We start from the raw sequence: 16,068 nt of genomic DNA on the forward strand, positions 1-16,068 counted from the left end.
TGTTTTATCATACAAGGAGCAAAGTTCGGGCTAAAATGCTTATGCCACAAACAAACCCTTATAAATCAATATTCCGTTTTAGCATGTATATATTCTATTATTCACAACTTTACCTTATTTAACAGAGACAAATTGAGCGTAATATTGATTTTAACTGTTATCTCTGTCATTTATACATTATTATCCCCCATTTTTGTGTCTTAAAATCTCCAACATGAATATATCCGAATTCAATATAAATGCCGAGTTCATTGCCTGCAATCATATCACAACCAATGAACTGAATCCGCTAGTGGAAAAGCCATACCACACCAAGGCCAGTATCTTCGCTCTATGCACCAAAGGAGTTCTGAAAACCATCATAAACCATACTCAATTCAGGGTTGAAGCTAACACCCTCCTAGTTATTCCTCCCGAGACCTTCGTACAATTGCTACACACGTCAGACGATGCTGAAATATATGTCGTCATATTTTCCCAACAACTTATCCAAAGTGCAGGGGCCGGCAAGCTCATGATGGATAAGTTTCACATTATAGGCAAACACTATATTTTTCCTCTATCGAAAACGGACTTCCAGCTTTATGCCGAGTTCATGACCTATTTGTCACACCTCTACCAAAGAACAGAAAGCCCCTCAAGTCTAGTTTCATTGCAAACTCTACTGACCTATCTGTTACAAGGTATATCCGAACTCTGTCCGGAACGCCCTAGAATAAAAGAGACTCCGGGCAGCAGGCATTTCAACCAATACCGCATTTTTATCCGATTGGTACACACAGACTATGTCCGGGAGCATCAAGTGTCCTATTATGCATTGAAAATGAATATGAGACCGGCAGCTCTTTGCCGCCTTGTCAAAAAGGAATCAGGACATACAGCCATGGAAATCATCAACAATACTATCATCATGGATGCCAAAGCACAACTTTGTACCGCCAACACTCCGATAAAGGATATAGCCGTGAGTCTAGGTTTTAATAATGCGGCCTTCTTCAACAAATTCTTTAAACGTCATACGGGAATACCTCCTCAGAAGTTCCGCACATCCTCAAAACAATAAAATCCACTCAAAACACAAAATGCGGATATTCTGCCATGAGAATACCCGCATTCCTCAATAAGAGAAGTCTGCCATCAATCTACCTTCTTAGCAATAAAAAACACATAACCGTAGAATTCCTTATATTTGCCGTATAGTTCATCCTCAATCATTTGGAGTGAGCTGAACTCTTCGGCAATTTTATTACCGGCATATTTCTTACGGAAAATCTCCTGAGCCGCAACCTTTGAAGCAAAGTAATGCTCTGTCCAGCAATTCTCCGGCAGAATGAATGTAGCAACGGGGAGATAACCCGCCTTGTACAACTTGGCTACCTGATTGGGAAGTGTATCCATTTCAGAATAGGCGTCCATCCAGAAGTCATTGATTTCCGCAGGACGTTCGTCCGTAAACCATGAACTCTCGGATACGGCAATATACCCTCCCGGTTTCAGATATTTACGCCACTCCTTCAAGCCACGTTCAAAGCCGATGTTATAGATAGCACCTTCACACCAAATCATATCCAGCTCCTCCTCACCGAAAGGGAGGGCATCCATTGAACCGACAATTCCTTTTACTCTGTCCTGCAAGCCCAACTGCCTTGCATTACGGTTGAAGATGTCAATAAAGCCGGGGAAAAGGTCAATTCCGGTAATCCGCCCCGGCACATGCCCGGCTACTACTATTGTCTGGCCACCCGTTCCACAACCTATATCGGCAATAAGGGATTTATCAGTAAGGCCGTCTACAAAGCTCAATGCCTTCAACGTCGCTTCGGGACTGCCAGGGCCTTGCCGTTCCATATTGGAGAAAAAGTCACAGATTAAACTAAGTTCGAAATCGTGGATGGTTTTATTTTCGTTACTCATTTTCTTACTATATTTTGCATATACGGAAAGTATCACAATACCTTCAGCATAATACGCGGATTAAACTTTAATTATAACAATAGAGAAACACTCTCGAAAGAAGTTATCCGAGAGTAAACGAAAGGGACAATCTGTGCAAGGAACACAGATTGTTTACAAAACCAAATCCGATTTAAATGTCTTTGTCATACTGCAAAGATAAGCAATATTTTATTTAATCAAAGAATTTACGGTTAATAAAGATTTTCCTTTGCACCGGGTGCATGCTGAAGAACGGCACCTACCACCTGGCAAGTTTCCAGTTCCTTACAGTCACCGCAAGTATTAAAACCTTTTTCGTACACACATTTGCGGATAGCACAATAATCGCTGCAATAGGCAAACTTCACCCCGTCTGCACGGCACCCCATACAATGGATGGTTTCTGCCGTAATTTCCGGCGTATTGTTCAGCACACTCCACTCTTTGGCGGTTTTCTCTCTCAGCTCATCGTCATTATTGACAGTGGCTATACGGGCGGCGCAATTTTCGCAATCCAGTCCGCAACATGCAATTAATTGTTTCATCACTTGGTTATAACCATTTATGTGTTTCTCATAGCAAGCATTTGTCTACCTCCTCTTTATCTGAATTTAAGAGGAGGCAGACAGCCATGCTACAAATATACGGTTATTATTGTGTGAATGCCAAATTAATTTTCCATCACTTTGCTTCCACACTTCCACCCACCTCCTGCATCCCCCTGTCCATCGGCATTTGCCCTGCGGTGGAAGCAACCTGAAAAGGTGGAAGCAAAATTTGCTTCCACCTGCCTGAAACGCTTGAGTTTTGCAGTAAGCTGCTATCCCCTACCATAATACAGCATGCAGATTACATGAATCGGCAGGTTCGGTTTTCCTGCATTTTCGGGCTTGTCCTTACTGTGAAGTCAACGGATATGGAGTTGGACTGTAGGGGCATAGTAGGAGTTATCGGGAATCAAAGGCCGACTATGAATAATGCACTCTAATGTCTTTTACACCGTTGTATAATACGTTTGCGCCTTGTGCGCAATAGGTTCGGGCTACGTACTTCATCCGTAATAGCTCTGGAGTTAGTGACGCCTAACGGCCATGAACAACTCTGCTTACGGTCGTCAAGCGATCGCTTTATGGTCGAAAGCAGGGTTGTTCATGGCCGTTAGGCGTCATAAATTCCCTATGCCACAGCAGACAAACAAAGGGAGAAGAGCAAAGGAATACCTATGTTTTAGATAAAAATCCACAAGCTTTCACTCGTGCTCTCCATAGGTTATGAGAGCAGGCTTCGCGCTCTGTGCGATAAATTCCCATTTATCAGCAGGCATACTCACTTACGAAACTTCAATTACTTATATAAATTGTTTCAGCCAAAGGCAGTATGGACATTTGCAAAAATATGGAAAGTCTTATTATGAAAAATTGCTATGGCATCGACTTCCGTTCGTGGCGTAAAGAGCTACGTACACGTGAGAAAACCAAGCAGACACCCTGCAAACTGCCGGACAGAGTAAGCCGGAGTTTGCAGGGTGTTCTGTTTAAAGTATATCAAATCTCTGTTTTAATTTTGCTTAAAAAGATTTTATTCAGCTTCTTTTCGGTCTGTCTTCCTCTCTTTATTCGCCACATAGCCGCTATGCTCCTCAGAAAAACATCCTCAAAGACAATGCAGACAGTTACTAAATATTTGAAGGAGTTATCGGGAGTTAGAAGTGATAACTCTCCTAACTCCTATAAATGAAAGAGACGTGAGCCTTTCCCCAAAAAAATAGAGAAACATAGATACACTTAAACAAAAAACAATTATCTTTGTCACAAATTCGCTATAGCGTAGTGGGTTTATTTACATATTAGTAAGAGCATTATTGAAATTATCTTCTTTATTCAAACTTCGCAACTTTGAAAATTTCCCTGAAGATAACAACAAGGATGCTCACGTCTATGTTTATATGGTTTTCTCCCATCAGGGGGATGGTATATACACAAACGACGTGAGTGACTGTTGTATATCCAGGGAAAGGGCAATGCGAAGGCCTGAATAAAGGATATACAAACATAGTTACTCACGTTTTTTTTTATTGTTTAACCTTTAAATAATTTGTGTATATGAAACAGAACAAACCAGACGGTAGAGAAGCATACATCACTCCGTCTATCGAAGTTATCAAAATGGAGAATGAAGGAGTCATTGCAACAAGCGGCGAACCTTACCATCCCATTACGCGCTCCTATTCGGGCAGCACCTCTACCCATAGCTACAATTCGGCATCCAGCAGCGACTTGGAAGACCTAATCAATGACATCTTAACCGTAGAAAACTAAGGGGGACTTCATTATGATGAAATTAAGAAACCTTATGCAAGTTGCCTGCATGGCAACTGCTGCCTTGACCGCATTCAGTTGCAGCCAAGAGGAATTTGAAAACAGCGGGCGGAAAGGAAACATCACCGTTAACGCAACGTTTGAAGGCGCAGGTACCGACACCCGTACTACCGTAAACGATGAATACAAGATTCTATGGCAAGATACCGATGCCCTAGGGTTGTTCTGTAGTAATGCAGAAAGTAATTATAGCAATACAAAATTAGAATATGCAAGCGGTGCTGGTCAAACTTCCGCCACTTTCAACGGCAGCAAGCCAAGCGGAGAAACGGCTGTATTCTCCATCTATCCTTACCAACAAAACATGAGCGTAAGCGGCAATACATTGACCATGACTCTACCTGCCACGCTTACAAATTATAACGGCAGCAGCAATGGCCCGATGTATGCCAAGGTGACAAATCCCGACAATCTGAGCGCTCTGTCCTTCAAGCACATGGCAGCCATGATAAAACTGACCGTCAACAAGATTCCGGCAGAGGCCACTACTTTCAAGATTATTGCCTCCAATAACATTGCAGGTACTTGTACGGTAGACTTAACCGCAGCAGACCCGATACTGGCAGTAACGAGCGATGAAAGCAAGGAAATCACCGCCTCCTTCACAGCCTCAGCTGATATAAAGTCTCGCAACTTCTACATTCCTTTGCCCACAGGTACTTATAGTTCCATCACTGCCCAACTGACGAATGGAAGCGACAAGGTATATTTTACCAAGACGCTTAATGACAAAATCCTAGGCAGAAGAGACATATTGGTAGTACCTCCTTTGGATTGCGTTGTGGTAGAGGCTACAACCCCCAGTGCGCTTAGTACAGCTTTAGCTGATTCAAAAAATCTCCCACAAGAAGCACCGACAGCAGCAACCGTAACCGACATTGCAGTCAGCGGCAGCTTCAATACCACTTCCGGCAGCAACGACGGCATCGCCATCCCGGTTTTACAGAACTCGGACATCAACCTGGCGTTCAATACAGCCCCAACGACCAGTACTGCCGCTCCGTTGACGCTGACCGACAAGACCAATACCAGCATAGGTGCTCCCGCCGCCACTGCCACCAACAGTGTATCCTTGGCTGTGCCGGAAACCAATGCAGAGCAAGAAGCTCCTTCTGTAGCCATCACCATGCCAAGCACCACCGTTACATTGGCAGCAGTAGGCAATAAAGCCACTTACAATGAAGTGACTGCCACTACCGCCCAGCAGACATTGATTATCAATGCAGGCGTCACCGTAAAGAAGCTGACCGTAAAAGGCGGTAACTTGAAGATATATGGAAAGGTAGAACAATTGGTACACGATGCCGGCGATACCACAATCTATATAATAAAAGGAACCGAAGCATCACTTCCGGCAACAATCGACAGCAAATTTGTAGTTCAATCCGACGTGGCAGTCCTAAAGGCCGCTTTCGCCAACGGCGAAGATTTTAAATTGTCCGCCGATGCCGACATCACAGGGCAAAGCGTCAGTGTACCCGCCGGAAAGTCCGTGGTTCTTGACTTGAACGGATATACACTGACTGCCGACAACAGCGCAACAGGCAAAATCATCGTCTTGGGCAAGATGACACTGAAGGACAGCTCTACCGAGAAGAAAGGCAAGATAGTTGCCAGCCAGGATTATACAGCGGCTTCTTATAATGGCAGTCTGATTGAAATAGCCGGTGAAGATGCCTCCATGACCATGGAAAGCGGCAACATCAGTGCAGTCAGAAAGACTCCGAACAGTAACGGCCAATATGGCGTCGGAGTGACGGACGGTGGAGACTTCACCATGACAGGCGGCAAGATAGAAGCCGGATGGTTTGCAGTGGCAGGCAACGGCAATTACAAGACGCAGAACTCCATCATCAACATCACAGACGGAGAACTCATTTCTACTGCTGACTATGCAGTCTATCTGCCCCAATCCGGCACAACGACCATCAGTGGCGGCAAGGTTTATGGTGCCGCAGGAGGTGTATGCATCCAACGAGGCACTCTGAACGTGGAAGGCACAGCCTTGATTACCAGTAAAGGCACAGGCAGCACCGGCAACTGGGGCGACGGTACCGGAGGACTGGACTGCGCCGCCATCAACGTAAGTGGAGCATATGGCATTGCCACAGTAAACATCAAAGGCGGTACACTGATTGCCGAAGCAAAGTCACTCATCACAGAAGGCACCACTTATACACCGGTCATCAACGTTACCGGCGGTACATTCTCCGACCCAAGCGCGCTGAAGTACATGAAGACAAATGCAAATGTGAACATAAAGTTGACCGCCGACAAGACCTGCCCGGGATTCAAGACCACAAGCGGACAAACCTTGACGATGGACTTAGGCGGCAAGATCCTTACACTTGCTGACCCGACCGTAGGTTCCACCGGCACCGAAACGAACAGCTGTCAATTACTCGAAGGTTCAAACGTTACTTTCAAGAACGGAACGCTGAAGAGTGACAACAACAAAATCATGATTCAGAACTACTGCAACCTGACATTAGATAATATGACAGTAGAAGACACAAATGCCCAATACGTAGTAAGCAACAATTGTGGCAATATAAGCATCAACAATACCACTATCAACGCAGGAAGCAATGCGAATCAATTTGCATTCGACGTATGCGGCTATGCAAAGTACACTGCTGGAGTCACGGTTACGGTAAGCGGTACGAGCGTCATCAATGGAAAAGTGGAAATTTCCAAGAGTGCAGGAAATACCGAACCTATGAAGCTGAATATCACAGGCGGTACTTTCAACGGTGACTTAAAGGTAGATGCATCCGTGGGAACCGAAAATGCCAAAAGTATCATCTCTGTTTCCGGAGGTACATTCTCCGACCCAAGCGTACTGAAGTACATGGCAACCAACGCAACTGTGGATATAAAACTTCTCTCAAATATCAACATCGCCAAGACGGAGCTTGCCACAGGCTACATATTGAATGCTGCAAACGCAACGGCAAACTTAAACCTGAATGGCCACGACATCATCAATTCCTCAGAAACAGCTGATGCCACTCCTTTCACACAAATCTTTACTGTACAGAACGGAACACTAAACATTTCAGGCAACGGCAATGTGAAGTGCGATGCATCTGCTACAGCGAAAGACGATGGTTATCGCATGGTAATTGAAGCCCGAGGACACGGGACAGTAAATATTCATGGCGGTTCTTACTATAACACCCAGAAACTGAACACCCAGATAGACCTGATTTATGCAAGAGAGAATGGGAAAATCAATATCTATGGAGGAACATTTGAATCCGGCAAATATGGTACACCCAACAACGACACGGATGGCAGATACTGGGTACTGAACTTAAAGAATACAGACAAGAACACTGCCAGCATCCAGGTGTCCGGTGGAACGTTCATCAATTTCAACCCGGCAAATCCGAATATGGACGACAATGAATCCTATTTGGTAACAGGTTACGAGGTTACCCGTGACGGCAGTGTATATACAGCAGCCCACAAAGTCAACGATGGGAGGAAAGAATATATTGTTGGCCCAACAAGTCAGGAGAACCGATAAGCCAAATTCTAAGAAAGGAAGCAATATATCCTCGCAGACCAAACGAAGAGGTATCGGAATCGCCTTATTACTATCTTTTAGATGCGGCGGACAGCGGATTTTCTTTTATAAATCTGCGTCCTCCGCGTCTAAAAAATGACAACAAGACAGTTGAAAAATCTCTCAAATCTTCCTCATTCACACAAACATTCATTATTTTTCTGAGTAGCCCAAAGTATCATGAATAACAACTAACAATCAAAACATATGAGAATACAGATATTGGATTATCAAGTAGGACCGCACACCTTCCGCATGGTGAAACCTTCCGACTTCAATATATTCAAGGCGTTGCCTTCACTGATTCCGTTCATCACGACAATAGACACGACGCAAAAAGTAATCTTTGAAACAGAGATAGACGATGACGAAACAGCGACAAAACGAACCATAGCGAAAACTCCCGATGATATATGTTTCAACTGGGAAGATGCCGATTGCATCATTCGCCCTTTGCCCCACAGCTCACACCTTGTATCCATCACCCCACGGAAAAGCGGGAAAAACTATTGGATGGAGTGCAACGATAACTTCAGGCAATGCTTCATCCACCTACCGGCCTGCAGGACAGAAACACCGGCTCCGGAAAACGAAACGAACTTCGTACTGAACAACTTCTTGATGATGCTCTATGCCTTCAATGCCGCCCGCCACCATACACTGCTGATGCATGCCTCGGTTGTCGCTACTGAAACAGGCAAAGGCTACCTCTTCTTAGGGAAAAGCGGCACGGGCAAAAGTACGCACACCGGGCTCTGGCTGCAACAGTTCTCGGACTGCCATCTACTGAACGATGACAATCCGATAGTACATGTGGACAGCCTCGGCAAGCAAGCCACTGTTTTCGGTTCTCCGTGGAGCGGAAAGACACCATGCTATCGGAAAGAATCCATGACCGTAGGCGCCTTCGTCCGCTTGGAACAAGCACCGCAGAATGAAATAGAGCAAGAGAGAGCAGCACATGCTTTCGCCACCCTCCTCCCCTCCTGCTCTTGCCTGAAGCAGAACAAGGAAATCTATAACGCCATTGTCACCACTGTGACGGAACTTGCCACGCTGGCACCCGTCTATCATCTGAAATGCCTGCCCGACCGTGAAGCGACGGAGCTTTGCAGAAAGACGGTAGAAGGATAAGTTATGAATGATGAACTGAACAGCCGATGAAGAAAAGCATTCCCAACGAGATATTGCTTCCCGAAGTGGCGCGTCTCATCAAAGAGGGGCATACAGTAACCATCACCGTGCGGGGCAACAGCATGAATCCTTTCTTAGTGGACCGCCGTGACCGGGTGACACTGGGCGATTTCACCACAGAACAGCTGCAACCGGGCGTCGCCGTACTGGCACGCGACCTGACGGAACGCATCGTCTTTCACCGCATCATCCGTCGGAACGGAAATATACTCATCCTGCAAGGCGACGGCAACCTCGCCCAGACCGAAGAAACCGACATCGGACGGGTAATGGGCGTCATGACCGAAGCCATGCGAAAAGACAAACGGTACACCGCCGACGGCAAAGTCTGGAAGCTCTACTCCTACTGGTGGATGAAGCTAAACCCTGCTCGCCGCTGGCTGCTCGCCCTGTTCAGAAGAATATAAAACAAAATAACCATGAAAATCAAACAAGGATTTATCCTGCACCGGATAGGCGATGACTACATCATCATGCAAGACGGCTCGTCGAACGTGGACTTCAGCAAAGTCATCAGCCTGAACCAAACTTCCGCCATGCTTTGGCAAGAGATAGAAAACAAAGAGTTCGATACAGACAGCGTGACAGAAGCCCTGACCAGCCGCTATGATGTAGATAACGAATCGGCCCGTCGCGATGCGCAGAAGTTTATCGACTCCCTTGACCGCGAAGGAATCATAGAATAAGGACGGATATGCAACACGCTTTCTTTTCATTGGTACGCTCCGGCCTGTGGGGCACTCCGGCAGACCGACAACTCTTCCGGTCGGTCTCGCCGGACGACTGGGAAACCGTGTACCGCATGGCAAACTCACAAGCCCTGCTTGCACTGACTTTTGACGGCATAAGCAGTCTACCGGCCGAACTGCGCCCTCCACGCGCCCTCTATCTGAAATGGGCTGCCCGGACTGCACAGATAGAACAAGCCAACAAACGCCTCAACCAGCTTCTGCCCGAACTCAATACCCTTTACCGGGAAGCCGGGCTGCATCCCGTACTGCTGAAAGGGCAAGGCATCGGCACCAACTACCGCACTCCCTTGCACCGGCAATGCGGAGACATCGACATCTATTTAGGAAAACAAGGACAACCCATAGCCAACCGCCTCCTGCTGCAACAAGGCGCCATAGTCGAGGGAGAAGCGTCCGACAAGCATGCCAGCTACAGTTTGAAAGGAGTACACATCGAGAACCACCGCATCATCCTCCGGCTGAACAGTCCGCTTGCCAACCGGCACTTTCAGCAGATTATCAGAAAATGGTATCCGCAGGAAACAGACTATGCCCTATTCTCCGAAACCGGGAAAGAGGACTCGAAGGCCGTCAGTATCGCCATACCTCCGGCCACCTTCAATGCACTTTATATCTTCCTACATGCCTTTGTACATTTCCTGAACAGCGGAATCGGCCTGCGCCAGCTATGCGACTGGACTTGTCTGCTTGCCAATCGCCACAAAGAAATAGATGCCACCACCCTGCTTCGCCAGTTGCAGGACCTCGGACTATTGCATGCCGCACAAGCATTCGGCTACATTGCCGTCACCCGACTGGGATTGCCCGCCAACCGGCTTCCTTTCCCCTTGGAAGGCACCAAGCAGATAGGAGAACAATTATTGGAAGACATCCTGTCTACCGGTAACTTCGGGCAACATGATAACCGCATCAAGCCACGCCCCAAAGGATATTGGGCAGGAAAGTGGTACACCTTCTGCCGCGCCACCCGACGCTGCAACGAACTGCGTCAATTTGCACCGTACGAAGCACTCTGGTATCCCGTGACTCTGATAGGGGGAACGATAGCTATACAAATAAACCGATTAAAAGGAGTAAAAGACAAGAAAGCAAGGACAAAGAAATAAAAGAACCCGGAAAATAAAAGGAATGAAAAAGCAACAGAAGGACAAAAAAGTGAAAAAGGACAGACGTGAAAAACTTAGGTATATTCGAGAGGTATCTGCCGAACAACGCGGACGTATCCTGCTAAGTTGCCTCACCGGCATTCTGGGCGTGGCCTTTGCCCTAGCCTTTATCTATGCAACCAAACGGGTGATAGACACCGCTACCGGAATAACAGACGACAACCTGACGCATGTCGCCGTTCTCACCGTTGTCCTGCTGACTGCCCAATTACTGTGCGGAGCTGCTGACACTTGGATAAGTACCCGTATGCAGATAGAGACGGGCAACGCCCTTCGCCACCGCCTCTTCTCGCGCTTACTGCAAAGCCGCTGGAACGAATTGGAGCGTTTCCATACCGGAGACGTAGTGAACCGGGTAGAACAAGACACCGCCGCCATCGTCACATTGCTCACCTCTTCTGTCCCGGCATTCATCGTCACGAGTATACAACTGCTGGCAGCCTTTCTATTCTTCTACTTTTTAGACCCTTCACTGCCATGGCTGATTGTTGCCATCCTGCCCGTCTTTCTATTAGGCAGCCGTTTCTATATGCGACGAATGAAACGCTATACACATGATATTCGGAACAGTGACGGTCGCATCCAGTCCGTCATACAAGAGAGCCTGCAACATCGCATAGTGATTAAAACATTGGAACAAGGCGAACGGCATCTGGACAAACTCGATGACTTGCAAGACATGCTCCACAGCCAAGTCATGGGACGTACCCGTTTCTCGCTTTCCGCCCACATGTTAGTGGCCCTTGCCTTTTCCGGCGGATACCTCACGGCTTTTCTTTGGGGAGCCGTTCACCTCAGCGCAGGCTGTATCACCTTCGGAACGATGACCGCCTTTTTGCAATTGGTAGGAAAAGTCCAGCGTCCCGTGCTCGACCTCTCACGCCTGATACCTTCCGTAGTCAATGCCCTTACCGCCATAGACCGGCTATTGGAATTGGAAAGACTGCCGGCAGAAGCGGACGGTGACAGCATATTCCTCGCCTCTACCCCGGAACTGGAACTGAAAGACGTGACTTTTGGCTACACTCCCGATGACCGTCCGGTATTCAGCCGCTTCTCCTGCCGTTTCCCCGCCGGTAGCTGCATAGCTGTAGTCGGAGAAACAGGAAAAGGAAAGACAACGCTCATCCGGCTATTGTTGGCACTGGCAACGCCACAAGAGGGACAGATACTCTTGATACCCGCCAAACATCCACTTGAAACCAGTCATACCGTCTCTCCGCAAACCCGCAAGAACTTCGTATATGTCCCGCAAGGCAATACCCTTTTCAGCGGAACTATCCGTGACAACCTGCTGATGGGAAACCCACAAGCTTCTGAAGAAGCCATATATCAAGCCCTGCAAACCGCCACCGCCGACTTCGTCTTCCACCTTCCCGACGGCGTAGACTCCCCACTCAGCGAACGAGGTGGCGGACTCAGTGAAGGACAAGCCCAACGCATCGCCATTGCCCGCGCTCTGCTACGCCCCGGAAACATTCTTCTTTTAGATGAAGCCACTTCTGCCCTCGACCCCGACACGGAACGGCTGTTAATAAAAAACCTGCGCAGAGACTGCGCAGGCAAAACATGTATCTTCGTCACCCACCATCCGGCAGTAGCGGAGGCATGCGAATCTATTGTCCGATTATAATCAGAGAATGAGCTCCAACGGGTATCCGCCTTTGGTTAACAAACTCAGAACAGCTTTGCAGGATACTCGCCCGCATCCACCAAAGCCTGAATCTTGTCGACTACACTCTGACGGTCTTCGGGATAAGTCACACCGAACCACTTGCTGGTTGTATCAAGCACTTCGCAGGTAGCAGTGCCATCGTTAATCAACTTATCTACCATCAGCGGGATGAAGAATTCGCTTTTCAGGTTCTCCATATTCTTCGGGTCGCTCAAGAAACTCTTGAAAAACTCTGCACTGTAAGCAAAATAATCGGGAGTGAAACCCCAGAAGTTCATGCTGACCGGAGTCGTCTCGGGAGTGGCAGTCCATTCACCGTTATCGTCGATGTACTTCACCTCGCCATCCATACGCTGAATCTTGGTGCGTTCCACTACGGAAGTCAGCAGGTTGTTCGCATCCGTTCCACACAATCCACGGGATACGGTACCGCTCTCGCTCAACGTATTGCCGATGCGGAAGCCTACCATGGAATATACGTTTTTGGAGCCTTCGGGAAGGGCTGCAAGGAATTTGCCCATTACCTGGAAGGAGTCACGACCGTAGAAATCGTCGCAATTGATAACAGCAAACGGTTCCTTTATTACATCGGCACCCATCATTACAGCATGGTTGGTTCCCCAAGGTTTGGTACGGCCTTCGGGGCAGGTGAAGCCTTCAGGAAGGTCATCTATGGACTGGAATACCAGTTCGCAGGGAATATGGCCTTCGTATTTGGAAATAATCTTGTCGCGGAAGTCCTGTTCAAAATCTTTACGGATTACGAAAACGAGCTTGCCAAAACCGGCATTGATGGCATCGTAAATAGAATAATCCATGATAGTTTCGCCATTCGGTCCCAATCCGTCCAATTGTTTCAAGCCACCATAACGGCTGCCCATACCGGCTGCCAATAAGAATAAAGTTGGTTTCATATTAGTTATTATTTAAAAAGGTTAGTGTATCATAGTTGATAACGGTTGCAAATGTACAAAAATTTATGTCTGACAAAAGGGAGTTTTAGTTCATTCTTTACCACTATCCGTTCAAAAACGTACATTTAGAACGGATAACCGATGGCAAAATGCAGTGCCATACTATCCTTGAACTTAGGAATATTGTAATATCCCGACTTTCCGGTATCATACGGGTCGTGAAGCCCGATACCCAAATCCAGACGGAAAACAAGGAAGTCCAGGTCATAGCGTAAGCCGAATCCCGTACCCAAAGCAATCTGTTTCGGGAAATTCTTCAAGGTGAACTCACCGTTCGGGCGATTTTCGTCCTTACGCATCAGCCATACATTGCCGGCATCCAGAAACACCGCTCCATGCAAGTCGGCAATCATACGGAAGCGATACTCGATATTGGCTTCTATGCGAATATCACCCACGTGGTTGATATAGGTATATTTCCTATCCGTCTCGGGAGGATAGCCGCCCGGACCTATACTGCGTGCAGAAAAGGCGCGCACACTGTTGGCACCGCCGATATAGAACTGTTCCGTATAAGGTGCAGTCGTAGCGTTGCCATACGACCATATCACCCCTCCGGCAATACGCGAGGCTATCATCTGATTCTTGTCTATCCGGTAATGGTACCTGAATTCCGAGTTCAGCTTCAGGAACTGTGCAAAAGGTACCCCGAAAAGCTTCTTTCCTTCCTCACTGAACGGCTTGCCGAAAATACGGTAGACGGCAGAAGTCAGGTTACCGGCCGACGCAACGGTGGTCTGCCACCAGATGGGGTTACGCTTGCCGCGCACGGAAGCGTTGTCATAAGTATAGGTGTACTCCATGGCAGGAATGAACTGGTCGCGCAAACTAACGTAGAGTGCCGGATTCTCGGCACGCAACGTATCGAAAGCGGCAGTAGGATTGCGCAGTACATTGAATGTCAACCGGAAAGGAGTTATACTGTGCCTGGAAGTCGATTTGGGCTGGAAGTCATAAGTGACATTACCGCCAAAAGCCAACAGCTTATAATACTTGGCACGGTTCATCTGGTCGGCATATAAACGGAAAGTCGTTGTAGCCGGGAAGTCATACTCACGGTCGCCCATCCTAGGAAACACCACGCGCGGAAAGATAAGCGAAGTGGAGATACCCAGTTCATAACTGTTCATCAAGGAAGAACTTGCCTTGCCCGTCTGCCATTCGTACGAACCGTTCAACTTCACATTCCAGCTTTCACCGCCACCGAAGACATTGTTCTTCGTCACCGTAAAAGCGGCACCCGGTCCCGTCTGGTTATTGCTCTTCATGGTGACATTAAAATCCAACTCCGCATCGTAGGGTTTATCGAGCGCGGCAATGACCCTCACATCCAATGTATCAGACACAAACGCCGTATCACGCGGTATATACTGCATCTCCGCATAACGGAAAATACCGACGCTTGCCAGACGCTCCTGAATACGGGTCTGACGGTACAAACTATACAAACTCTGCATAGAACGCTGGCGGGCAATACCTGCGCTGTCCTGTATCTGACGTTTCCGCCGATAACCTTGATAGTTCAACCAACGGTAAAGCATGTTGGGACGTACCGGAGGTTTGTTGTAGTAATGTATGGTCAAGCCTTTGTAATCCATGCTGTCATTGGGTTCCTGCCCCTGCTTTCCAAGAAGATAGACGGATTTACGCCCCACACGGAACTGCTTCTCGGCTACCTTTGGCATACCGGGAACGGGAATCAAGCGCATCTGGACATGCCCATTGGGAACCATCATGGTATCGGCCTGATAGGTCAGGTAGTCGGGACGGAAATAATAACAGCCCACATTACGCAGCAGGGTACTGATACGGGTACGCTCCCCATCCAGATCAGCCACATTGAATTGTTCTCCCGAACTGATAAGGGAACGTCGGCGTCCCAGCTCCATAATGCGAGTGGTACGCTCGCTGAAACCACGATAATATACCGTATCTATAAAGTAGGGGTTACGCATGTTCACCGTATATTGCAACTTTGCCTTCAGCGAGTCCTTCGGGTCGATAAATGTCTTGTAGCTGACGCTTCCGTTGAAATAGCCATAATCGCGCAGCAAGTTAACCGCCGCCTTCTGGCGTATATCGGGATTCACCGTAGACATAAGCACCGGAGTGGCGGCAAATTTATTGAATATCCACTTTCCGAATCCCTTCTCATACTTCTGGAAACCATTGTAAATCCACAGTCCGAAAGGAAAGGGATAGCGGATAGTAGAGCTTCCCAGCAACGAATTGTTCGGTGCCGTAGCAAGGGCGGCTTCCACCTCTTCCATAGCAATCTCACCAACAGACGTTTCACTGCGGTTCAATACAATCATCGGCTTTTGGCCGGTATAGAGTATCTCCCCCTGGGGCAAGTGCTTCGTGGTGGAGCAACCTGCCAGAAATATCAATCCTGCAATATATAATATCAGTCGTTTCATATC

At 47.6% G+C, this 16,068-nt stretch carries 12 protein-coding genes; 8 read left to right on the plus strand and 4 right to left on the minus strand.

Going from position 1 to position 16,068, the window contains the following annotated elements:
• The first annotated feature begins 214 nt into the window (after positions 1-214).
• Positions 215-1,063 (plus strand): helix-turn-helix domain-containing protein, encoded by an 849-nt coding sequence (locus CSD97_RS11085; RefSeq protein ID WP_057097266.1) that lies wholly within the window; start codon positions 215-217, stop codon positions 1,061-1,063.
• Positions 1,064-1,137: 74 nt separating this feature from the next.
• Here CSD97_RS11085 and CSD97_RS11090 read toward each other — a convergent pair whose 3' ends face one another.
• Together CSD97_RS11090 and CSD97_RS11095 are read right to left on the minus strand one after the other, a co-directional pair.
• Positions 1,138-1,914: a class I SAM-dependent methyltransferase gene (locus tag CSD97_RS11090; RefSeq protein ID WP_057097267.1), complete on the minus strand. Its 777-nt coding sequence runs from the start codon at positions 1,912-1,914 to the stop codon at positions 1,138-1,140.
• Positions 1,915-2,147: 233 nt separating this feature from the next.
• Positions 2,148-2,480: a DUF3795 domain-containing protein gene (locus CSD97_RS11095; protein ID WP_005834939.1), complete on the minus strand. Its 333-nt coding sequence runs from the start codon at positions 2,478-2,480 to the stop codon at positions 2,148-2,150.
• 1,557 nt (positions 2,481-4,037) lie between these two features.
• On the opposite strand from CSD97_RS11095, the gene CSD97_RS11105 reads away from it, so the two are divergent.
• The 7 genes from CSD97_RS11105 (at position 4,038) to CSD97_RS11135 (ending at position 12,629) form a co-directional block, all read left to right on the plus strand.
• Complete coding sequence (locus CSD97_RS11105; protein ID WP_005834933.1) at positions 4,038-4,253, plus strand: hypothetical protein; 216 nt, start codon at positions 4,038-4,040, stop codon at positions 4,251-4,253.
• A gap of 13 nt (positions 4,254-4,266) precedes the next feature.
• Positions 4,267-7,845: a fimbrillin family protein gene (locus CSD97_RS11110; protein ID WP_055288504.1), complete on the plus strand. Its 3,579-nt coding sequence runs from the start codon at positions 4,267-4,269 to the stop codon at positions 7,843-7,845.
• Between the two features lie 246 nt (positions 7,846-8,091).
• Positions 8,092-9,018 (plus strand): hypothetical protein, encoded by a 927-nt coding sequence (locus tag CSD97_RS11115; protein ID WP_022402243.1) that lies wholly within the window; start codon positions 8,092-8,094, stop codon positions 9,016-9,018.
• Between the two features lie 26 nt (positions 9,019-9,044).
• Positions 9,045-9,485 carry a S24/S26 family peptidase gene (locus CSD97_RS11120; protein WP_005834927.1) on the plus strand — a complete coding sequence of 147 codons (441 nt, stop codon included), beginning with the start codon at positions 9,045-9,047 and terminating at the stop codon, positions 9,483-9,485.
• A 12-nt stretch (positions 9,486-9,497) separates the two neighbouring features.
• Entirely contained in the window at positions 9,498-9,764 is a 267-nt protein-coding gene (locus CSD97_RS11125; protein WP_005834925.1) for a PqqD family protein, read from the plus strand.
• Positions 9,765-9,772: 8 nt separating this feature from the next.
• Complete coding sequence (locus tag CSD97_RS11130; RefSeq protein WP_005834923.1) at positions 9,773-10,936, plus strand: nucleotidyltransferase family protein; 1,164 nt, start codon at positions 9,773-9,775, stop codon at positions 10,934-10,936.
• A gap of 22 nt (positions 10,937-10,958) precedes the next feature.
• Positions 10,959-12,629, plus strand: a complete 1,671-nt coding sequence (locus CSD97_RS11135) for an ABC transporter ATP-binding protein (protein ID WP_005834921.1) — start codon at positions 10,959-10,961, stop codon at positions 12,627-12,629.
• 44 nt (positions 12,630-12,673) lie between these two features.
• Here the strand turns inward: CSD97_RS11135 and CSD97_RS11140 are convergent, their stop codons facing one another.
• Positions 12,674-13,585 (minus strand): nucleotidyltransferase, encoded by a 912-nt coding sequence (locus CSD97_RS11140; protein WP_005834919.1) that lies wholly within the window; start codon positions 13,583-13,585, stop codon positions 12,674-12,676.
• A gap of 125 nt (positions 13,586-13,710) precedes the next feature.
• Positions 13,711-16,065 carry a BamA/TamA family outer membrane protein gene (locus CSD97_RS11145; RefSeq protein ID WP_098032392.1) on the minus strand — a complete coding sequence of 785 codons (2,355 nt, stop codon included), beginning with the start codon at positions 16,063-16,065 and terminating at the stop codon, positions 13,711-13,713.
• Positions 16,066-16,068 lie beyond the last annotated feature (3 nt).

The organism is Bacteroides sp. AR29 (genome assembly GCF_900217715.1).
GTDB lineage: Bacteria > Bacteroidota > Bacteroidia > Bacteroidales > Bacteroidaceae > Bacteroides > Bacteroides uniformis.